A 21,425-nucleotide genomic window follows, 5' to 3' on the forward strand; every position below is an offset into this window, starting at 1 on the left:
CGGGGTGGGGGGGACGGGGGGCGGGGGGCGGGGGGGGGGGGGGGGGGGGGGGGGGGGGGGGGGGGGGGGGGGGGGGCCGCGGGGGGGGGGCAGCACGCTGGTCATGGCGTTCGGGTCGTACGCGCCCGGCTGCGCGGCGCCGGCCCCGGCGGGCAGCGCCTGCGTCGGGTCGGCGGCCCCGGGCACGGTGGGGACGGGCGCGGGCGAGGGGTCGGGCACGAGCAGGGCGCCGACGCCGAGCGCGGCCTCGACCTCGTCGGGTGAGGAGTGCACGCGGATGCCGGAGGCGACCACGCGCAGGCCGCGGGCCAGGTTCTCGGCGCTGGGACGCTCGTCGGGCTCCTTGCGCAGGCAGCGCTCGATGACGATCCACAGCGGCTCAGGCACGCTCGGGGGCCGCTGGGGCTCCTCACTGAGGTGGCGGTGGAGCACTTCGAGCGCGGTGCCGCCGGCGAAGGGCGGGCGGCCGGTGACCAGCTCGTAGAGGAGGATGCCGGCGCCGTAGATGTCGACGGCGGAGGTCTGCGGGCGGCCCTCGGCGGACTCGGGCGCCACGTAGGCGGGGGTGCCGACGAACTCGTGGGTGCGGGTCAGGCCCGGGGAGTCGGCCAGGCGCGCGATGCCGAAGTCGGTGAGCATCGGCTTCATCTGGCCACCGCGCTCGTCGAGCAGCACGTTGGCGGGCTTCAGGTCGCGGTGGACGACGCCGTCGGCGTGGCTGGCGGCGAGCGCGTCGGCGATCTGCGCGGTCAGCAGGCAGGCGGCGACCGGGCTGAAGGGGCCGTTGTCGCGGATGTACTTGTGCAGGTCCGGGCCGTCGATCAGGTCCATGACCAGGGCCAGCAGGTCCCCCTCGACGACGAGGTCGCGGGTGCGGACGATGTTGGGGTGGGTCAGGCGCAGCAGGACGGAACGCTCGCGCAGGAAGCGCATGACGATGTCCGCGTCCTGGGCCAGCTCCTCCTTGAGGACCTTGATGGCCACGGTCTCGCCGGGCTGCCCGGCCACGGCCGCTTCCGCGCCGGCGGTCTCCCGCTGGCGGGCTCGCCAGACGGTGCCCGTCGCGCCGCGTCCGAGCGGCTCTTCGAGCAGGTACTTGCTGCCGACTGGCCGCACGTCTCGCGCTCCCCTGCTGTCGTGTGGTCGGGTCTTTCCCGGGGTGTTCCGGCTGATTCCGCTGTGTGGGTTTCCGGCCCAACTCTAGGGGGTGTCCCCGGGGAAGACGCGGGCCGGCGGAGGTTGGTTGCCGCACATATGTACGAAGGGTGAGGTATGCGGGGTATGCCGGAGGCGATTTTGAGCAGCTCCCTGTCCGTATTCGTACGGCGGGCCGACCGACCCGTGACCGATCAAGATCAATTGTGGGCGGGTGTCGGGCGTGTCGAACGCGACAGGTGCGAGGATGCACCCGTACGGAACGGCCGGGACGGGAGCCCTGCCTTCCGGCAGACCTGACCGGACGACGCGTCCGTGCCGGGCGGGGGGTGAGCGGGCAGGCATGCCCCGCCGTTCCCCTGCCGGACGCACGCACCGCGCACTGCGCTCCGCGCAGAAGGGACCGCTGACGGCGATGCAGATCCGGTTGACCGTCCTTGGGCCGCGCAGCGGCCACCAGGCCGCCGCCGCGGCGGCCGGCTGTGACGTCCTCGTCACCGCGCCCGCCGGGACCGCGCTGGCCGCGGTCGCCTCCGGGCTCGCGGCGACCGTGGGCGGGCCCGACACCGGCGGCACGGTGGTGCTGTACGCCGGAGCGCGCCGGCTCGACCTCCAGCGGGCCGTCCTCGGGGAACCGCCGCTGGTCGACGGTGCGGTGCTGACGCTGCACACCCCCGCGCCCGACGGTGACGCGCTGGCCGGCGACGGACACGCGGCCCCGCAGCTGCACGTGGTGGCCGGACCCGACGCGGGCGGGGTGCACCTGCTGCACCCCGGGGCGGTCCGGATCGGACGCTCGGCGGACGCGGACGTACCGCTGGACGACCCGGACGTGTCGCGGCTGCACTGCGCGGTGACCGTACGGGCGGACGGCCGGGTGACCGTGGCCGACCTCGGCTCGACGAACGGCACCACCCTCGACGGCGCCCCCGTGGGCGCGGGGACGGTACCGCTGCCGCCGGGCGCGCTGCTGCGCGTCGGCGAGTCCACGCTGCGGCTGTCCCCCGGCTCCGGGAACGCCCGCCCCCTGGCGGTGGTCCCGGACCTGGAGGGCCACCTCTCCCTCCCCGGCGCGGGCCCCTCCGGCGGCCCGGCGGGTACGGGCGCCGACGGTACGGAGCCCGGTACGGACGCCCCCTCCGCGCACGGCGGCCCCGGCCCCGACCCCGCCCTGGGGCTGCGCCCCGGCACCCCCCGGCCCGGCACGCCCGGCGCGGCGCACCCCGCCCCGGGCCGCCCGGTGTCACCGGCCGCCCCCGGCGGCGGCACCGCCCCGGAACCGGACCGGCACTCCGCAGCCCCCCTGCCGCAGGCACCCGGCGACGGGGCACAGCCCGGGACGCCCGGCGCGGCCAAGCGCCGGGGACTCGGGGCCTGGGCGCGCAGGTGGGTGCGCGGGGAGGAGCCCGAGCAGGCGGCGGAGGCGGAACCGGACGCGCCGGCCAGGGCCGCGGCACCGGACGCCGACGACCCGGCGGCGCTGCTTCTGGCCGCCCTCGGGCCGACGCGGCGGCTGTGGTCGCGCGGGGCCGGACACCTCCGGTTCCTGGAGGCGGGGCTCGGCGCGGGCAGCCGGGTCTCGCTGCGCGAGTGCGGCTCGCTCGGGATCGCGGGACCGCGGGACCGGCTGACCGGCGTCGCCCGGTCCGTGATCGCCCAGCTGGCCGGGCTGCACGCGCCCGCGCGGCTGGAGATCGTGCTGCTGGCGGCGGACCGCGCGTACCCCGTGCAGGAGCGGCGGCGCGACTGGGGCTGGCTGGGCTGGCTGCCCCACGTACGGCCGGCGCACGGCCAGGACTGCCGGCTGCTGCTCGCGTACGACCGGGACCAGGCGGCCGCGCGGACCGGGGAGCTGACCCGGCGGCTGGACGACAGCGCGCTCGGCACCAACTGGGCCGCCGCCGACGCGGAGGCGCTGCGCCGGGCCGCGCACGCCTACGAGGGGCCCCGCACGCTGGTGGTCGTGGACGGCGATCCGGGCGCGGGCCACCTGCGCGAGGTGACGGGCCGGCTGGCCTCGCACGGGCCGGCGGCGGGCATCCACGTCCTGGTCCTCGCGCAGGCCCCGGCGGCGACGCCCGCCTCCCCCGTGGCCGCGACGTACGAGGCGGCCTGCGCGAGCTCCCCGGCGTTCCGGGACTGCGGCCGGGCCGCCCTGCTGAGCGGCGACGTGGCCACGGCGGTGCGCAGCTTCCCGGTCGCGGGCGGCCGGCCGACCGGCACCGGGCAGACGGCGGTCGCGGACGGGGTCTCCGCCGCCTGGGCGGAGCGGTTCGCCCGGGCGCTGGCACCGCTGCGCGCGGACGCGGCGCCCGCGGAGGGCGCCGGGTACCGTCCGGCCGCCGCGAGCCTCCCGGCGGCCGCACGGCTCCTCGACGAGCTCGGCCTGGCCCGGGCCACCCCGGCCTCCCTGATGGCCCGCTGGGCGGCCGCCACCGACCAGGGCCAGGGCGTCGGCGGCCGGGCGGAGATCGTCCTCGGCGCGGGCCGGCGCGGGCCGGTCGGTGCCGAGCTGGTCAACGACGGCCCGCACCTGCTGGTGGAGGGGCCCGCCGGCAGCGGCCGGACGGAGCTGCTGCGTTCGCTGGCGGCCTCCCTGTCGGCGGCGGCCCGCCCCGACCGCCTGGGCCTGGTCCTGCTGGACGGCGCGGGCGGGGAGCGCGGCGACGGCCTCGCGCCCTGCACGGAACTCCCGCACGTGTCGGCCCACCTGGTGGCCTCGGACCCGCTGCGCATGCGGGAGTTCGCGCAGGCCCTCGGCGCCGAGCTCAAGCGCCGCCACGAGCTGCTGGACGGGACGGCGTTCGCGCAGTGGCACGCGGGCCGGGAGGCGAGCGGCCGGATGGTCGCGCCCCGCCAGCCCACGCCGGGCGAGCTGCGCGATGACCTCGATCCGCAGCGCAGCGGCACCCTGCGGCTGCGGGCCTCCGCGCCGCGCACCGAGCCGGCGGCGGGGCCGAGTCCGCTGCCCCGGCTGGTGGTGCTGGTGGACGACTTCGACGCGCTGGTCGCGCCCGCGCTGGGCAGTACGGGCCGCCCGGCCGCCGGTTCGGTGGTGCGGGCGCTGGAGGCGGTGGCCCGGGAGGGCACCCGCCTCGGGGTGCACCTCATAGCGACGAGCGCCCGCCCGGACCGTACGGCCGACACCGAGCTGGCCCGGCGCTCCACGCTGCGGGTCGAGCTGGACGCCCCGGACCAGCCGGGTCCGGGCCGCGGCGTACTGCGGTACGCGGACGGGCGTGCGGTGCCGTTCCAGGCGGGCCGGGTCACGGGCCGGATCCCGCGCACGGCGACGCTGCGGCCGACGGTGGTACCGGTGGAGTGGGACCGGATGGGTGATCCGCCGGCCCGCCGCCCGGTGCGCGAGCTGGGCAACGGCCCGACGGACCTGGCGCTGCTGGCGAGTGCCCTCGACCGGGCCTCCCACCTGGTGTCGGCGACGCCGGTGCTGTTCCCGCCCGCCCCCTGACGTCCCCCTCCTCCCCCGCGGCGACCCCTCGGCGACCCCCCGACGGCCCCTCGACGGCCCCCTCACGCGGTATTGCGGGGCCGCGCGGGTCGGCGTAGACCTTGTGGTCCGGGACACACACGGGCATCGGGGGCACAGCCATGCGCAAGCACGGAACGAGCCGGACGGCGATCGGGTGGGCGGCCCTGGCGGCCGCGGGGGCGCTCGCGCTCTCGGCGTGCGGGGGCGGTCCGCAGCCGGGGCCGGAGGAGCCCGGTGCGGGCGCAACGGCGGCGCCGCGGGTGCAGTTACCGAAACTGCCCGGCGAGAAGCTGGAGGTCGCCGCGGTCTGGACGGGGCCGGAGCAGGCCAACTTCACCAAGGTGCTCAAGGAGTTCGAGAAGCGCACGGGCGCGAAGGTGACCTTCGTACCGGCCCAGGACCCCATCGTCACCTTCCTCGGCACCAAGATCGCGGGCGGTCAGCCGCCGGACGTGGCGCTGCTCCCGCAGGTCGGGGCGCTGGTGTCGGCGGTCCGGAACAAGTGGGCGCAGCCGGTGGGCCCTGAGGCCGCGGCCCAGCTGGACGCGAACTACTCGCCGGGCTGGAAGAAGCTGGGCGCGGTCGACGGCACCCAGTACGGGGTGTACTACAAGGCGGCCAACAAGTCGCTGGTCTGGTACAACGCGAAGGCCTTCGAGGCGGCGGGCGTCGCGCCCCCCAAGACCTGGAAGGAGCTGATCGCGGCGGCGGACACGCTGTCCGCCTCCGGCATCCCGGCGGTCTCGGTGGCGGGCGCGGACGGCTGGACCCTGACGGACTGGTTCGAGAACGTCTACCTGTCGCAGGCCGGCCCGGAGAAGTACGACAAGCTGGCCCGCCACGAGCTGAAGTGGACGGACGACAGCGTCAAGGAGGCGCTGACCACGCTCGGGGAGCTGTTCGGCCGCAAGGACTTCCTGGCGGGCGGTACGAGCGGGGCGCTGGCGACGGAGTTCCCGAAGTCGGTGACGCAGACCTTCACCGGGGGCGACCGGCCCGCGGCGGCGATGGTCTTCGAGGGCGACTTCGTGGCGGTGAACATCGCGCAGACCGGGGAGAAGGTGGGCGAGGGCGCCAAGGTGTTCCCGTTCCCGGCGGTGGGCGCGAAGGCGCCGGTGGTGTCGGGCGGTGACGTGGCGGTGGCGCTGAAGCCGTCGAAGGGCGCGCAGGCGCTGCTGACCTTCCTGGCCTCGCCGGACGCGGCGGAGATCCAGGCCCGCGAGGGCGGTTTCGTCTCCCCGAACAAGGCCGTGGACCCGCGTGCCTACCCGAATCCGATCCAGCGGGACATCGCGAAGGCGCTGGTCGCGGCGGGCGACGACTTCCGCTTCGACATGTCGGACCAGGCTCCGGCGGCGTTCGGCGGGACGCCGGGCGCCGGGGAGTGGAAGGCGCTCCAGGACTTCCTGGCGAACCCGTCGGACGTGGCGGGCGCCCAGGCGAAACTGGAGGCGGACGCGGCCAAGGCCTACGGGAACTGATCCGGTGACGGCCACGACCGGCAAGGGGCCGGCCGGTGCCCGGACTGCGCCCGGACGGTCCGCGGCCCGTCGGCGGCGGCTGATCGCGGCGGCGTTCCTCCTGCCGGCGCTGGTGCTGCTGGGCGCGCTCGTCGTGCAGCCCATCGGGTACTCCCTCTACCGCAGCCTCTTCGACCGCTCCGGTGACGTGTTCGTCGGCGCGGGCAACTACCGGGAGATCCTGAGCGACCCGACCATCCGCACGGCGCTGCGCAACACGGCGCTGTGGGTGGTGCTGGCGCCGGCGGCGGCCACCGCGCTCGGCCTGGTCTTCGCGGTGCTGACCGAACGGGTGCGCTGGGGGACGGCGTTCAAGCTGCTGGTCTTCATGCCGATGGCGATCTCGATGCTGGCGGCGGGCATCATCTTCCGGCTCGTCTACGACCACGACCCCCACCGGGGCGTGGCCAACGCGGTGTGGGTGGGGGTGCACGACACCTTCGCGCCGTCCTCGGCCTTCCCCAAGGCCCGGCCGGGCCGGGACTCCCCGCTGGAGCCCGCCGACGGGGGCGCGTTCGTGACGCGCGCGCCCGTACGGGTGGGCGTTCCGGTGCTGCTGCCGCTGGTCGGGGTGGCGCCGGAGGCCCTGCCGGCGGGGACCCGTACGGCCGCGGCGGCGCCCGCGGAGCCGGGGAAGGTCACCGGCACCGTCTGGCAGGACTTCACCCGGGGCGGGGGCGGCCGGACGAACGCGGTCGACCCGACCGAGCGGGGCTTCTCCGGGATGCGCGTGGAGGCGGTGCGCGGCGGGCGGGTGGTGGCTTCGGCGACGGCCCGCGCGGACGGCACCTTCGCCCTCCCGGCGGCGGCGGACGGGGCGCTGCTGCGGCTGCCGGGGTCCAACTTCCGGGAGGCGTACGCGGGGGTGGAGTGGCTCGGGCCGGCGCTGGTGACCCCGGCGGTGATCGGGGCGTACGTGTGGATGTGGGCCGGGTTCGCGATGGTGCTGATCGGGGCCGGGCTGGCGGCCGTACCGCGGGAGCTGCTGGAGGCGGCGCGGGTGGACGGGGCGAGTGAGTGGCAGGTGTTCCGGCGGATCACCGTGCCGCTGCTCGCGCCGGTGCTGGCGGTGGTCCTGGTGACCCTCGTCATCAACGTCATGAAGATCTTCGACCTGGTCTTCGTGATCGCTCCGGGCGCGGTCCAGGACGACGCGAACGTGCTGGCGCTGCAGCTGTACCGGACGTCGTTCGGGACGGACGCCGACCAGGGGCTGGGCAGTGCCATCGCGGTGCTGCTGCTGGTTCTGGTGGTGCCGGTGATGCTGCTGAACATCCGCAGGCTGCGGAAGGAGGGGTCCCGATGAGCACACCCGCCGTCGTCGGCCGGATCGCGGCCCGTGCCGCGTCCGGCGCCGTCCGCGTCTTCCTCGTCCTGGCCGCGCTCTTCTGGCTGCTGCCCACCCTGGGGCTGCTGATCTCCTCGTTCCTGTCCCCCACCGACCTGAACACGGGAGGCTGGTGGCAGGCGCTGACCGCGCCCTCGAAGCTGACGGCGACGAACTACGCCCGGCTGCTGGCCAACGACACCATCACCGGCTCGCTGCTGAACACGGTGGCGATCGCCGTTCCGGCGACCCTGCTCGTGCTCGTGCTGGGCTCGCTAGCCGGATACGCCTTCGCCTGGCTGGAGTTCCCGGGCCGGGACTGGCTCTTCCTGGTCGTGGTGGGGCTGTTGGTGGTCCCCGTACAGGTGGCGCTGATCCCGGTGTCCGAACTCTTCGGGGCCATCGGCCTGTTCGAGACCACGGCGGGGGTGGTCATCTTCCACACCGCCTTCGGCCTGCCCTTCGCGATTTTCCTGCTGCGCAACTTCTTCGCGGAGATCCCGCGCGAGCTGCTGGAGGCGGCGCGCCTGGACGGAGCGGGCGAACTTCAGCTGTTCACCAAGGTGGTGCTCCCGCTGGGCGGTCCGGCGATCGCCTCGCTCGGCATCTTCCAGTTCCTGTGGGTGTGGAACGACATGCTGGTGGCGCTGGTGTTCGCCGACTCGGCGCACCCGCCCGTCACGGTGGCGCTCCAGCAACAGGTGCGGCAGTTCGGGAACAACATCGACGTCCTGGCCCCCGGGGCCTTCCTGTCGATGGTGGTGCCGCTCGTCGTCTTCTTCGCGTTCCAGCGGCAGTTCGTGACGGGGGTGATGGCCGGAGCCGTCAAGTAGCGCCGTGATCACGGCATTGACGTGCGGCATTGACGCCGGGTAACCCGATTGCCACACCGTGCGTAACCCGAACGCCGCACGCGCGGTTCCTGGGCCACATGCCCGCGCCGACCCCTGGATGTGCCGTGCCCCGGTTCAGCGTCATCGTGCCCGCGTACAAGGTTCAGGCGTACCTCCAGGAGAGCCTGGACTCGGTGCTGTCCCAGTCGTACCCGGATCTGGAGCTGATCGCGGTCGACGACGCCTCCCCGGACGCCTGCGGCGCGATCATCGACGAGTACGCGGCGCGCGACCCCCGGGTCACCGCCGTGCACCTGGCGCACAACCTCGGCCTGGGCCCGGCCCGCAACGCGGGTCTGGCCCGCGCGGGCGGCGACTACGTGGTCTTCCTCGACGGCGACGACACCCTGGCCCCCGGCGCCCTCCAGGCCATCACCGACCGGCTCAAGGCCACGGGCTCCCCCGACGTCCTGGTCTACGACTACGCCCGCTCCTTCTGGACCGGCGAACTGGTCCGCAACCGGCTCGCGCACCGCCTGGGCGAGGAGGGCCCGGCCAGCTTCCGCCTCGCCGACCGCCCCTCCCTCCTCGGCATGCTGATGGTGGTGTGGAACAAGGCGTACCGCCGCGAGTACGTGGAGCGCGAGGGCCTCTCGTTCCCGCCCGGCTTCTACGAGGACACCCCCTGGACCTATCCGGCGCTGCTGGCCGCCGAGTCCGTGGCCGTCCTGGACCGGGTCTGCGTCCACTACCGCCAGCGCCGCACCGGCTCGATCCTGACCACCTCCACCCGCCGCCACCTCGACGTCTTCGACCAGTACGAGCGGGTCTTCGGCTACCTCGCCACCCGCCCGGAGCTGGAGCGCTGGCGGCCGGCCGTGCACCGGCGGATGGCCGAGCACTTCTGCGTCCTGTACGCCCACCGGGGCCGCATCCCGCGTGGTGCCCGCCCCGAGTTCTTCGCGCGGGCCTCGGCCCTGCTGCGCCGCCACCGGGCCCCCGGCGCGGGCTCCGGCTCCCTGCCGCTGTCCCTGTCCCTGTCCCGCACGGACCGGCTGCGGCACACCCTGATGCGGCTGGGGCTGCGGCGCGCCTACCGGCTGCTGTCCGTGCTGCGCTCGGCGTCCCTGGCGGCGGGCCGTGCGGCGGCCGCGCTGGGGCGGGGGCTGCACGAGTCCTGTCTGCGCCTGCACTACCGGATCCAGCGCCTGCTGCCGCTGCGCCCGGAACTGGCGGTGTTCTCCGCGTACTGGCACGGCGGCTACGCCTGCAACCCGGCGGCGATCGAGGCGAAGCTGCGGGAACTGGCCCCGCGGATGCGCACGGCGTGGATCTGCGACCCCCGGCACACCCCGACGCTGCCGCCCGAGACCACCCCGCTGCGGCCGGGCTCGGCCGCGTACTGGACGGCCCTGGCCCGCGCGACGTACCTCACCACGAACGTCAACTTCGACCGCGCCCTGGTCAAGCGCCCGGGGCAGATCCTGGTGCAGACCCAGCACGGCACCCCGCTCAAGCGGGTCGGCCTCGACCTCCAGGACCGTCCGGCGGCCACGCCGACCCCGGACTTCGCCGGCCTGCTGCGCGGCGCCGACCAGTGGGACTACCTGCTCTCCTCCAACCGGCACTCCACCCTGGTCTGGGAGCGGGCGGTGCCGTCCTCGTACACCACCCTCGAATACGGCTATCCGCGCAACGACGCCTTCCACCGGGCCACCCGGTCCGACGTGCTGGAGCTGCGCGAGCGCCTGGGCGTCCCGCCGGGTTCCACGGCGATCCTCTACGCCCCGACGCACCGCGACTACCGCCGCAGCCGGCCCGAGCACCTGGACTTCGAGCGGGTCCTGCGGGACCTGGGCCCGCGCTTCACGCTGCTCGCCCGCACGCACCTGACGTACGCGGGCACGGACCGGGCGTGGGACCCGCACCCGCGGCTGATCGACGTCTGCGCCCACCCGTCGGTGGAGGAGCTCTGTCTGGCCTCGGACGCGCTGGTCACGGACTACTCGTCCCTGATGTTCGACTACGCGGCGCTGGACCGGCCGATCGTGATCCACGCGGACGACTGGGAGGCGTACGAGGCCGCCCGCGGCACCTATTTCGACCTGCGGGCGTGCCCGCCGGGCGCGATCGCGCGCACCGAGGACGAGCTCGTGGACATCTTCGCCACCGGCCACTGGCAGGGGTCGCGCTCGGCCCAGCTGCGGTCCGCGTTCAGATCGCGCTTCTGCTCCTTCGACGACGGGCACTCGGCGGAACGGGTGGTCCGCCGGGTCTTCCTTGGCCAGTCGGCGCCCCTCCCGGCGATCACGCCGCCGCAGGACCGCCGCCCCGCCCCGTCGGCCGCGTCCCCGGCGCCGGAACCGACGCCGGCGCACCGCTACGCGTTCTGAGGCGGCCGGCCGGCCGCCGGCTAGCCGGCCCGCAGCCCCGCCACGACCGCGCGCGCCAGGTCGTCGAGATAGCCGGCCGGCACGGCGTCGCGCACGACCACCTGCCGCCAGTACAGCGGCCCGATCGCCAGGTCCAGTGCCCGCTCCGGGCAGGCCGTCCCGGGCAGCTCGCCGCGCTCGACGGCCTCGGCGACGATCCCCTCGGCGAGCCTGCGCTGGCCGTCGAGGAGGGCCCCGCGCACCGCGTCGGCGATCTCCGGGTTCCGGGCGGCCTCCACGAGCAGGTCGGGGATGACCGCCGAGGCCACGGGGTGGCGCAGCACGTGGGACATGACCTCCAGCAGGGCCCGCAGGTCCCCGTACAGGGACCCGGTCGCGGGCACCGGCAGCCCGTCGGCGGCGAAGGCGCCCACCAGGTCCAGCACCAGGTGCAGCTTGGACTTCCAGCGCCGGTACACGGCGGTCTTGCCGACCCCGGCGCGCCGGGCGATGCCCTCGATGGACATCCGGGCGAAGCCGACCGCCGCGAGTTCCTCGACGACCGCGGCCCGGATCGCCTCGGTCACGTCCTCGCGCAGGACGGCGGCCCCGGCGGGGGCGCGGCGGGCGGGGGCGGGGGCGGGCTCGGTGGTCATGCACAGAGCATAGCTGCGCGCACGTCACGACGATACGGTTGCGTTCCGACGTCGAGGGCCCTACGCTCCACGTAGCGACGATACGGACCCGTCCCGTCCCCAGTCTCCCCTCGGAGGCACCCCGCCAGCGACGCCCGCCCCCGTCGAAAGCGACTCCCCGTGACCGTGACCACCGTTACCGCACCGCAGAGCCCCGCAGAGCTGGCGGCAGCCCACGGCCTGACCGTCAGCGGCGCCCGCCCCTCCCTGCCCCGCTACCTGGCCGAGCTCTGGGGCCGCCGCCACTTCGTGACGGCGTACGCCAGTGCCCGCATGCAGGCCACGTACAGCACGGCCAAGCTCGGCCAGGTCTGGCACCTGATGACCCCGCTGCTCAACGCGGCCGTCTACTACTTCATCTTCGGCATCGTCATGAAGGCCAGCCACGGCGTCCCGGACTACCTGCCGTTCCTGATCACCGGCGTCTTCGTCTGGGACTTCATCGGCAGCTCCATCAACGCCGGCACCCGCGCCGTCCACGGCAACCTCGGCCTGGTCCGCGCCCTGCACTTCCCCCGCGCCAGCCTGCCCATCTCCTCCGTCGTACAGCTCTTCCAGCAGCTGCTCGTCACCATGGGCGCCCTGGTCGTCCTGCTCCTGGCCTTCGGCCAGACCCCCGGCCCGGCCTGGCTGATCGCCCTCCCGGCGCTCTTCCTGATGGCCGTCTTCTGCGCGGGCTGCGCCCTGGTCATGGCCCGCATCGGCAGCAAGAACCCGGACGTCAGCCAGCTGATGCCGTTCGTCCTGCGCACCTGGATGTACTCCTCCGGCGTGATGTGGTCCATCGACTCCGTCCTGAAGACGGACCACCTGCCGCACTGGATCACCCTGCTGCTCAAGACCAACCCGGCGGCCGTCTACATCGACCTCATGCGCTTCGCGCTGATCGACAGCTTCAAGGCCGCCTCGCTGCCCCACCACGTCTGGCCGATCGCCATCGGCTGGGCCCTGCTCGCCGGCGTCGGCGGGTTCGTCTACTTCTGGAAGGCAGAGGAGGAGTACGGCCGTGGCTGACACCCTGACCCGCAGCACGACGCCCATCGACCGCACGACGGCCGACACCCGCGTCCCGACCGTGATCGCCGACGAGGTCCACGTCATCTACAAGGTGCACGGCGCCGGCACCCGCAAGGGCGGCGCCACCGCCGCCCTCAGCCGGATCTTCTCCCGCGGGCCGGCGCCCGGCATCCGTGAGGTGCACGCCGTCAAGGGCGTCAGCTTCACCGCCTACAAGGGCGAGGCGATCGGCCTCATCGGCTCCAACGGCTCCGGCAAGTCCACCCTGCTCAAGGCCATCGCCGGACTCCAGCCCGTGGCCTCCGGGGCGGTCTACTCGCACGGCCAGCCCTCGCTGCTGGGCGTGAACGCGGCCCTGATGAACGACCTCACCGGCGAACGCAACGTGGTCCTCGGCGGACTCGCGATGGGCATGACCCGCCGGCAGATCCGCGAGCGCTACCAGGACATCGTCGACTTCTCCGGCATCAACGAGAAGGGCGACTTCATCTCCCTGCCCATGCGCACCTACTCCTCCGGCATGGGCGCCCGGCTGCGGTTCTCCATCGCCGCCGCCAAGGACCACGACGTCCTGATGATCGACGAGGCCCTGGCCACCGGCGACGCCGCCTTCCAGCGCCGCAGCCAGGCCCGCATCGAGGAACTGCGCGCCAGCGCGGGCACCGTCTTCCTCGTCAGCCACGGCATCGCAACGGTCCGCGAGACCTGCGACCGCGCGATCTGGCTGGAATCGGGCGTCCTGCGCATGGACGGCCCCTCCAAGGAGGTCTGCGACGCCTACGAGGCCTTCACCTCGGGCGCCTGAGCCACCCGGCCGCCCCCCGGCTCCCGATGAGGCGCCCGGCTTGCCGGTGACCAGCGCGTACGGCAGGTAGTCGGTCTCGACGGGCGGCCGCCAGCCGTGGTCGCGGTGGGCGAGCGCGGCCAGGGCGACCGGCACCAGCGGCAGCAGGCTCCGGGGCCCGTCCGTGGGACCGCAGGTCTCGGCGTGCCGGCGCAGCAGCCGTACGAGCCCGTCCCCGTACGCCTCCTCATCGCCCGCGGCCAGCGCGCGCAGCACGCCCAGGGCGAGGGTGTCCGGGTGCTCGGACAGCGGCCGGCCGCTCTGCGCGGCGTGGGCGGCGATCCGGGCGAGGCCCGCGTCGAGCGCGGCCGGCGTCGCCTCCGGGGACGGCGGGCGGTCCTGGTCTTCGTCGCCGAGGTCACCGGCCACGTAGGCCGCGAAGCCGGCGGCGAGCTCCGTCGCGGGACGGCCCGCCCCCGCCTCCCGGAAGGCGTCCCGGGCGAAGTGGAAGGCCTCGCCGTCCCGCCGGGTGCCGTCGGTGAGCACGGCGAGGCAGTAGGCGTCGAGCCAGTCCCCGGCGCTGACGTCCTGCCCGTTCCCCCTGTGTCTCCGTGGTCCACCACAGCGTAGGAGGAGGCACTGACATGAGGACGGGCGGCCCGGGACCGATGGTCCCGGGCCGCCCGTTCACCCACCCCCCTGAGGGGGCGTCACTCAGCTGTGCGCGCGCAGCAGCGAGCGCATGGTGCGCATCGCCACGGACAGGTTCGCCAGGTCGAAGTCGTCCGAGCCCCGGATCTCGTCCAGGGTCGTCCGGGCCCGGCCGATGATCGCCGCGTTCTTCTCCTCCCAGAGCTTGAAGCGCTCCTCGGGGGTCGACGTGCCGTTGCCGGCCGCCAGCACGTCGGCGGTCAGCGCGGCGTGCGCCGCGAACAGGTCCTCGCGGATGGAGGCACGGGCCATCGACTGCCAGCGGTCGGACCGCGGGAGCTCGATGATCCGGTCCATCAGCTGCGTGATGTCCAGGCGGTCGGCGAGGTCGTAGTACACCTCGGCGACGGCGAGGGGGTCCACGCCGGTCCGGTCGGCGATCGCGACGATGTCCAGCGTCGGGAAGGCGGACGAGAAGCCGGCCACCTTCGCCGCGAGCTCCTCCGGCACGCCCTCGCCGGTCAGCTCGTCCAGGATCGACCCGTACCACTCCAGGTCGGCGCCGCGCACCAGCTTCGGCAGCTCCGACCACACCTGCTCGACCCGGGCCGCGAACAGCTCGATGGTCTCGGTGATCTGGAGGGGCTGCGGCCGGTTGTTGAGCAGCCAGCGCGTACCGCGCTCGACCAGGCGCCGCGAGTGCAGGCGCACCCGGGTCTGGACGTCGGCGGCGACCTTGTTGTCGAGGGCCTCGACCGCGTCCCACACCTCGGCCATGCCGAAGATCTCGCGGGCCGACAGCTGCGCCCGGACGATCTCCTCCGTGGAGGCGCCGGTCTCTTCCTTCAGACGGTGCAGGAAGGTCGAACCGCCGGTGTTGACGGTGTCGTTGACCAGCAGGGTGGTGATGATCTCCCGGCGCAGCGCGTGGGCGTCGATCTGCTCCTGGAACCTGGAGAGCAGGGCGCCGGGGAAGTACGCGTGCAGCAGGCGGCGCAGGTACGGGTCGTCCGGCAGCTCGGTGCCGATGAGCTCGTCCGCCACCGTGATCTTGGTGTAGGCGAACAGGACGGCCAGCTCCGGCTGGGTCAGCCCCCTGCCGTTGCTCAGCAGCTCGCGGATCTGCCGGTCGGTGGGCAGGAACTCCAGCCCCCGGTCGAGCCGCCCGGCGCGCTCCAGACGGCGCATGAAGCGCTGCTGGGCGTGGAGCAGGCTGGGCGCCTGGGCGGCGCCGTTGGCGAGCGCGGTGTTCTGCGCGTAGTTGTTGCGCAGGACGAGGTGACCCACCTCGTCGGTCATCTCGGCGAGCAGCTTGTTGCGCTGCTTGACGGTCATGTCCCCGTCCGCGACGACCGCGTTGAGCAGGATCTTGATGTTCACCTCGTGGTCGGAGGTGTCCACGCCCGCGCTGTTGTCGATGGCGTCGGTGTTGACCTTGCCGCCCTCGCCGCCGGCGCCGGCGCGGGCGAACTCGATGCGGCCGAGCTGGGTCAGGCCCAGGTTGCCGCCCTCGCCGATGACCTGGGCGCGGACGTCGGAGCCGTTGACTCGGATGGCGTCGTTGGCCTTGTCGCCGACGTCGGCGTGGGTCTCGGCGGTCGCCTTGACGTACGTGCCGATGCCGCCGTTCCACAGCAGGTCCACGGGGGCCTGCAGGATGGCCTTCATCAGGTCGGCCGGGGTCATCTTGGTGACGCCCGCCTCGATGCCCAGGGCCTCGCGGACCTGCGCGTTCAGCGGAATGGCCTTGGCGCTGCGCGGGTGGACTCCGCCGCCCGCCGACAGCAGCGCGGTGTCGTAGTCCGCCCAGGAGGAGCGCGGCAGGTCGAACAGGCGCCGGCGCTCGGCGTAGGAGGTGGCCGCGTCCGGGTTCGGGTCGATGAAGATGTGCCGGTGGTCGAAGGCGGCGACGAGGCGGATGTGCTCGGAGAGCAGCATGCCGTTGCCGAAGACGTCACCGGACATGTCGCCGACGCCGACGACCGTGAAGTCCTCGGTCTGGGTGTCGTGGCCCAGCTCGCGGAAGTGCCGCTTGACCGACTCCCAGGCACCGCGGGCGGTGATGCCCATGCCCTTGTGGTCGTAGCCGGCGCTGCCGCCGGAGGCGAAGGCGTCGCCCAGCCAGAAGCCGTAGTCCTCGGCGACCCCGTTGGCGATGTCGGAGAAGGTGGCGGTGCCCTTGTCTGCGGCGACGACGAGGTAGGTGTCGTCCTCGTCGTGGCGGACCACGCCCTGCGGGGGCACGACCTCGCCGGCGACCATGTTGTCGGTGATGTCGAGCAGCGCCGAGATGAAGATCTTGTACGAGGCGATGCCCTCGGCGAGCCAGGCGTCGCGGTCCACCGACGGGTCGGGCAGGTTCTTGGCGACGAAGCCGCCCTTGGCGCCGACCGGCACGATGACGGTGTTCTTGACCATCTGCGCCTTGACCAGGCCGAGGACCTCCGTACGGAAGTCCTCACGCCGGTCGGACCAGCGCAGACCGCCCCGTGCGACCTTGCCGAAGCGCAGGTGGACGCCCTCGACGCGCGGGGAGTACACCCAGATCTCGAACGCGGGGCGCGGGGCCGGCAGGTCCGGGATGGCCTGCGGGTCGAACTTCATCGACACGTAGGCGTGCTGCTCGCCCGCCTCGTCGAGCTGGAAGAAGTTCGTGCGCAGGGTGGCCTTGATGAGGGTGAGGAAGGCGCGCAGGATGCGGTCCTCGTCGAGCGAGGCGACCTGGTCCAGGGCCCCGTCCAGCTCCTCCAGCATGGCGTCGATGAGCTCGGTGCCGGCGACCTGGCGGCCGGGCGACATCCGGGCCTCGAAGAGGGAGACCAGCAGCCGGGTGGTGTGGACGTTGTTGCGGAGGGTGTCCTCCATGTAGTCCTGGCTGAAGGTGGAGCCGGCCTGGCGCAGGTACTTGGCGTACGCGCGCAGCACGACGGCCTGCCGCCAGGTCAGCCCGGCGCCGAGGACGAGGGTGTTGAAGTTGTCGTTCTCGGCCTCCCCGGTCCAGACGGCCGCGAAGGCCTCCTGGAAGCGCTCGCGGGCGTCGTCGCCGAGGTAGGAGTCTCCGTTGCCCGGGGAGAGCGGCATCCGCAGACCGAAGTCGTAGATCCACGCGCTGACCCGGTCGGTGCGGCGCAGCTCGTACGGACGCTCGTCGGTGACCTCGACGCCCAGACGCTGCAGGACGGGCAGGACGGCGGAGAGGGAGACCTGCTCGCCGGTGCGGTAGATCTTGAAGCGGCGCTCGCCGGGGCCCGCGCCGACCGGCTCGTACAGCGACAGCGCGAACTCGCGGTCGCTCGCGGAGAGCCGTTCCAGGTGGCACAGGTCGGCGACGGCCGCGCGCGGCGAGTGGTCGGCCTTGTAGCCCTCGGGGAAGGAGGTGCCGTACTTGCGCAGCAGCTCGGCGGCCCGCTCCTCGCCCAGTTCGGCGGTCAGCGCCTCGCCGAAGCCGTCGGCCCAGGAGCGGGCGGCCTCGACGAGCCGGCCCTCGATGCGCTCGACGTCGGAGTCGGTCAGCACGGGCAGCTCGGTGCCCTGCGGGACGCGGACCACGAAGTGGATGCGGGAGAGGATCGACTCGGTGTTCCAGGCGGTGAAGTCGACGCTGATGCCGTCGAGCTCCTCCCGCAGGATGTCCATCAGGCGCAGCCGCACGCCGGTGGTGAAGCGGTCGCGCGGGAGGTAGACCAGCGCGGAGTAGTAGCGCCCGTACTCGTCCTGGCGCAGGTACAGCCGCAGCCGGCGGCGTTCCTGGAGGTACAGGACGGAGGTGACGATCTCGCGGAGCTTGTCGACCGGGGTCTGGAACAGCTCGTCGCGCGGGTAGGTCTCCAGGATCTGGAGGAGGTCGCGGCCGTCGTGGCTGGAGGGGGCGAAGCCGGCTTCGTCGAGGACCTCGGTGACCTTGCGGCGGATGACCGGGACGCGGCGCACGGACTCGGTGTAGGCGGCGGAGGAGAACAGGCCGAGGAAGCGGCGCTCGCCGACCACGTTGCCGTCCGCGTCGAACTTCTTCACGCCGACGTAGTCGAGGTACGAGGGGCGGTGCACCGTGGAGCGGCTGTTGGCCTTGGTCAGCACCAGCAGGCGGTGTTCACGGGCCTTGGCGCGGGCGTCGGCGGGCAGCCGGTTGAAGGACGGGGACACCGGGTGGCCGTCCTCCTTGCCGCTGTGCAGCGGGTCGGAGCGCAGGATGCCGAGGCCCGTGCCGGGCACGGCGGCGAGGGCGTCGCCGTCGACGAGGTTGTACTCGCGGTAGCCGAGGAAGGTGAAGTGGTCGTCGGAGAGCCAGCGCAGCAGCTCGCGGGCCTCTTCGAGCTCGAACTCGCGCAGGTCCGGCGCGGTGGGCTCGTTCGGCAGCTCGTCGGCGATGCGCAGCGCGGCGTCGCGCATCTTCTCCCAGTCCTCGACGGACTCGCGGACGTCGGACAGGACGCGCAGCAGGTCGGCGGTGATCTGCTTGAGGTCGGCCTTGTCTGTCTCGCGGTCGATCTCGACGTGGATCCAGGACTCGACGAGGGAGTCGTGCGGGCGGGCGGTCCGGGGACCGTGGGCGTCGCAGTCGGGGCCGAGGATTTCGATCAGCTTGCCGGTGACGTCACGGCGCACGACGACCTGCGGGTGGATCACGACGTGGATGCCGCGGCCCTGGCGGGACAGTTCGTTGGTGACGGAGTCCACGAGGAAGGGCATGTCGTCGGTGACGACCTCGACCACGGAGTGGCTGGAGGTCCAGCCGTTCTCCTCGACCGTGGGCGTGTGCACGCGCACGTTCGCGGTGCCCTGCGGCCGGTTCTCGGCGAGCCGGTAGTGGGAGAGTGCCGCACCGAACACGTCGACCGGGTCCCGGTCGACGAGGTCCTCGGGGGCGGTGTGCAGGTAGTAGCGCTGGAGGTAGGCGAGCGTCGATCCCCGTTCGGGACGCTCCCCTTGCTCGGACCCAGTCGGAAGTAGCCCCCCGGCCGGGCTGTTCTCAGCTACCCGTGCCGCCCGCGCGAGCAGCTCGGCCTTTGCTTCGTCCAGCTTGGTCTGCATGTCCTCTGGCTCCTGTCGCGCGCCGTTGCGTGACGTAGGTGAAGGAAGGAATGACACAGCGCCGCCCTGGGGCGGTGGGTGCGTCCGGATTCTGTGTCGACGCCGGGGCGTCGGGAAAACCGACCGGGAGGGATTCGGCCATGATCGGCAGGATGTCCCGGCGGTGGGGACCAGCGAGGGCCCGGGCACGGATGTGCGCCGGGCGCGGGCCGGGGGCGTCCGTGCCCCCGATGACTATCGCGCTGATCACGGGTCAAGGCTATCTCGCCCCACCCCCCGGTCGTCATTGACAGCATCTGTACAAATCCCGGGGGGAAACCTGGACACTCTGGCCAGCGACGTGGCCGGACCGGCCGTGCCGGTCCCTATCCGGCCAGCTCGCGGGCGGTGGCGACGGCCTCGGCCAGGGTGTCGACGACGGGCACGCCCGCGGCTTCGAGACTGGTCCGGCTGTGCGAACCGCCCGTGTAGAGCACGGCCCGTGCGCCCACGTGCGCGGCGGCGAGCGCGTCGTCCACGGCGTCACCGATGAGGACCGTCCGTCCGGCGGTCACTCCGGCGGGCTCCATGGCGGCCATGTGGCGTACGAGGTGTCCCGCCTTGGTGGTGTGGGAGGGGCCGGTGCGGCCGTCGACGCGCAGGAAGTGCCCGTCTATGCCGTGCGTGCGCACCAGCGGCAGCAGCTTGTCGTGGGGTGCGAGGGAGAGCAGGGACTGGGTGAGTCCGTCGGCCTGCCAGCCGCGCAGCAGCTCCAGCGCGCCCTCGGCGAGGCCGGCCGCGTCGGCGGCCGCCCAGTAGTACCGGTGGAAGGTCTCGTCCATGACGAGCCATTCCTCCTCGGTGGGCAGCCGGCCCATGAGGCGCTCGTAGAACTTCGGGACCGGTACGACGTACAGCTCGCGGTACGTCTCCAGGGTGATCGGCGCGAAGCCGAACTCCGCGAAGGAGGCGTTGGTCGCGACGATGACGGCGTCGATGTCGTGCAGCAGCGTGCCGTTCCAGTCCCAGACGATGTGGGCTCCGCCACCGCTCACGTCAGCAGCCCCGGGATCTCCTGGACGCCGAACCACAGCAGCTCGTGGTCCTCGGCGCCGTCGACGGTGAAGCGGGCGTCGTCGTCCCCGGCGTCGGCGGCCCCCAGCGCGGCGGCGGCCGCGGCGACGTCGCGCGTCGCGTCGTCGGCGTCGACGTGGACGGCGGCGGCCACCTTGAGCCGTACGGCGGCGGCGAGGGTGACCTGGCCGAGGGTGGCCTCGTCGAGGCCGGGGACCGCGGAGGCGGCCTTGTCGTCGACGTCGAGGGCGACGACGACCCGTCGGCGGGGGGCGTCCGCGTCGGCCGCCAGGAGGCGCAGGGAGGCCTCGGCGGCGCGGCTGAGGGCGGCGTACTCCAGCTCCTCGATGTCGTCCGAGACGTACCACTCCCGCAGCCCGGGGGTCACCGCGTAGGCGCGGAGCGGGGCGGGCCCCAGCTCGCCCGCCTTGTGCGCCTCGGCGAGGCCGGGGAGTGTCAGGGGGACGTACACGCGCATGGCCGGCTGCTTTCGGTAGGCGGAAACGCCCTCAGGATACGACCGCCACCCCGCGGGCCGAATCCCCACGGGTGCGCGGCCCCCGGATCTCGATCGCCGCGCAGCGCCAGCGCAGGTCCGGGCCCTGTTCCAGGCGGAAGGCCATCGCCGAGACGCGGTCGCCGGTGGCGATGCGGGCGAAGGCCTCGATGACCCCCGGGCCGGGGTGGAAGCGGCCGCAGTGGCGAAGGACGGGCCGGGGGCGGCCCAGCGGGGGCCCGGTGGGGGCCAGGTCCGCCAGCTGCTCGTAGGCCGGGCCCACGGTGAGGCCCAGCAGCGAGTGGACGGGCCGCTGGCCGCTCAGCACCGCCAGGAGGCGCTCCGCGAACCAGTCGTGCGGTCCGGGCCGGCGCCGGGCCCGCGGGGTGGCGGCCGGGCGGCGCGAGTCGCGCCGCCCGCCGGGACGGCTGCGGGTCGGGCTCTTGGTGGTGTCCATGGCGGTTCCCCCGTACGGGCCGGGCCCGGCGGTGGTACCGGGCGGTAACTCGACGCGTTTTTTCTACGACCGCCGGTCACCCTCCGCAACCACACCGCCCCTCCCCGGCCCCACCACCCCCGCACCACCTATCCGGGTGACCCGCCCGCCCCCGAAACCCCCGGGGCACGCCCCCCGGCCCCGGGACGAGCCCCCGGCCGACCACCCGCACCCCCCGATGGGCGACCTCCGATCACCCGACCGGCGGCACCCCGGACCCACCGAACCCGACACCGCCCAACCCGGCCCCTCCGGCTCCAGCCCGGCCCCTCCGGCTCCAGCCCGGCCAACCCGGCCCCGGCCAACCCGGCCCCGCCGGCGATTGAGGCGCGGGGGTCCGGGGGCGGAGCCCCCGGCAGCGGCGCCGCACCCGCCGCGCGACGCAACGCGGCCGGGGGGGGGGGGGGGGGGGGGGGGGGGGGGGGGGGGGGGGGGGGGGGGGGGGCGGGGGGGGGGCCCCTGTATCACGCTCCCTACCATTAGACTACAAATAATACACACAACC

The 21,425-nt window shown here is 74.0% G+C and carries 13 protein-coding genes and 1 pseudogene; 7 read left to right on the forward strand and 7 right to left on the reverse strand.

The features are described from left to right. Nucleotides 1-1,116, reverse strand: a 1,116-nt coding sequence (locus tag ACEPPI_RS33465; RefSeq protein WP_373919029.1) for a serine/threonine-protein kinase, incomplete at its 3' end; no start/stop codon positions are given. Nucleotides 1,117-1,570: 454 nt separating this feature from the next. On the opposite strand from ACEPPI_RS33465, the gene ACEPPI_RS33470 reads away from it, so the two are divergent. The 5 genes from ACEPPI_RS33470 (at nt 1,571) to ACEPPI_RS33490 (ending at nt 10,718) form a co-directional block, all read left to right on the forward strand. Further along, nucleotides 1,571-4,624 carry an FtsK/SpoIIIE domain-containing protein gene (locus tag ACEPPI_RS33470; protein ID WP_373919041.1) on the forward strand — a complete coding sequence of 1,018 codons (3,054 nt, stop codon included), beginning with the start codon at nt 1,571-1,573 and terminating at the stop codon, nt 4,622-4,624. Between the two features lie 140 nt (nt 4,625-4,764). Continuing rightward, complete coding sequence (locus ACEPPI_RS33475) at nt 4,765-6,126, forward strand: ABC transporter substrate-binding protein (RefSeq protein WP_373919030.1); 1,362 nt, start codon at nt 4,765-4,767, stop codon at nt 6,124-6,126. Nucleotides 6,127-6,130: 4 nt separating this feature from the next. Next, on the forward strand, nt 6,131-7,471 hold the full coding sequence (locus ACEPPI_RS33480; RefSeq protein WP_373919031.1) for a carbohydrate ABC transporter permease: 1,341 nt from the start codon (nt 6,131-6,133) through the stop codon (nt 7,469-7,471). Continuing rightward, nucleotides 7,468-8,325, forward strand: coding sequence for a carbohydrate ABC transporter permease (locus ACEPPI_RS33485; RefSeq protein WP_373919032.1), 858 nt, complete (start codon nt 7,468-7,470; stop codon nt 8,323-8,325). Before ACEPPI_RS33480 ends, ACEPPI_RS33485 begins: the two co-directional genes overlap by 4 nt. A gap of 125 nt (nt 8,326-8,450) precedes the next feature. After that, entirely contained in the window at nt 8,451-10,718 is a 2,268-nt protein-coding gene (locus ACEPPI_RS33490) for a CDP-glycerol glycerophosphotransferase family protein (RefSeq protein WP_373919033.1), read from the forward strand. A gap of 20 nt (nt 10,719-10,738) precedes the next feature. On the opposite strand, the gene ACEPPI_RS33495 is transcribed toward ACEPPI_RS33490, so the two are convergent. Then, nucleotides 10,739-11,353: a TetR/AcrR family transcriptional regulator gene (locus tag ACEPPI_RS33495; RefSeq protein WP_373919034.1), complete on the reverse strand. Its 615-nt coding sequence runs from the start codon at nt 11,351-11,353 to the stop codon at nt 10,739-10,741. A gap of 159 nt (nt 11,354-11,512) precedes the next feature. Here ACEPPI_RS33495 and ACEPPI_RS33500 point away from each other — a divergent pair, with 159 nt between their 5' ends. After that, nucleotides 11,513-12,406 (forward strand): ABC transporter permease, encoded by an 894-nt coding sequence (locus tag ACEPPI_RS33500; RefSeq protein WP_373919035.1) that lies wholly within the window; start codon nt 11,513-11,515, stop codon nt 12,404-12,406. Next, on the forward strand, nt 12,399-13,214 hold the full coding sequence (locus ACEPPI_RS33505) for an ABC transporter ATP-binding protein (RefSeq protein WP_373919036.1): 816 nt from the start codon (nt 12,399-12,401) through the stop codon (nt 13,212-13,214). Before ACEPPI_RS33500 ends, ACEPPI_RS33505 begins: the two co-directional genes overlap by 8 nt. A 114-nt stretch (nt 13,215-13,328) precedes the next feature. Here ACEPPI_RS33505 and ACEPPI_RS33510 read toward each other — a convergent pair. From ACEPPI_RS33510 to ACEPPI_RS33530, 5 genes and pseudogenes are all read right to left on the reverse strand, one after another. Beyond that, nucleotides 13,329-13,739, reverse strand: a pseudogene (locus ACEPPI_RS33510) (hypothetical protein); the annotation flags it as partial. Nucleotides 13,740-13,907: 168 nt separating this feature from the next. Then, nucleotides 13,908-18,875 (reverse strand): NAD-glutamate dehydrogenase, encoded by a 4,968-nt coding sequence (locus tag ACEPPI_RS33515; RefSeq protein WP_373919037.1) that lies wholly within the window; start codon nt 18,873-18,875, stop codon nt 13,908-13,910. Between the two features lie 365 nt (nt 18,876-19,240). Beyond that, nucleotides 19,241-19,909: an HAD family hydrolase gene (locus ACEPPI_RS33520; RefSeq protein ID WP_373919038.1), complete on the reverse strand. Its 669-nt coding sequence runs from the start codon at nt 19,907-19,909 to the stop codon at nt 19,241-19,243. After that, on the reverse strand, nt 19,906-20,406 hold the full coding sequence (locus ACEPPI_RS33525) for a hypothetical protein (RefSeq protein WP_373919039.1): 501 nt from the start codon (nt 20,404-20,406) through the stop codon (nt 19,906-19,908). The genes ACEPPI_RS33520 and ACEPPI_RS33525 overlap by 4 nt, the downstream gene beginning before the upstream one ends. A gap of 31 nt (nt 20,407-20,437) precedes the next feature. Next, nucleotides 20,438-20,881: an Rv3235 family protein gene (locus ACEPPI_RS33530; protein ID WP_373919040.1), complete on the reverse strand. Its 444-nt coding sequence runs from the start codon at nt 20,879-20,881 to the stop codon at nt 20,438-20,440. Between the last annotated feature and the right edge of the window lie 544 nt (nt 20,882-21,425).

It is taken from the genome of Streptomyces sp. AB3(2024) (assembly GCF_041862025.1).
Lineage (GTDB): Bacteria > Actinomycetota > Actinomycetes > Streptomycetales > Streptomycetaceae > Streptomyces.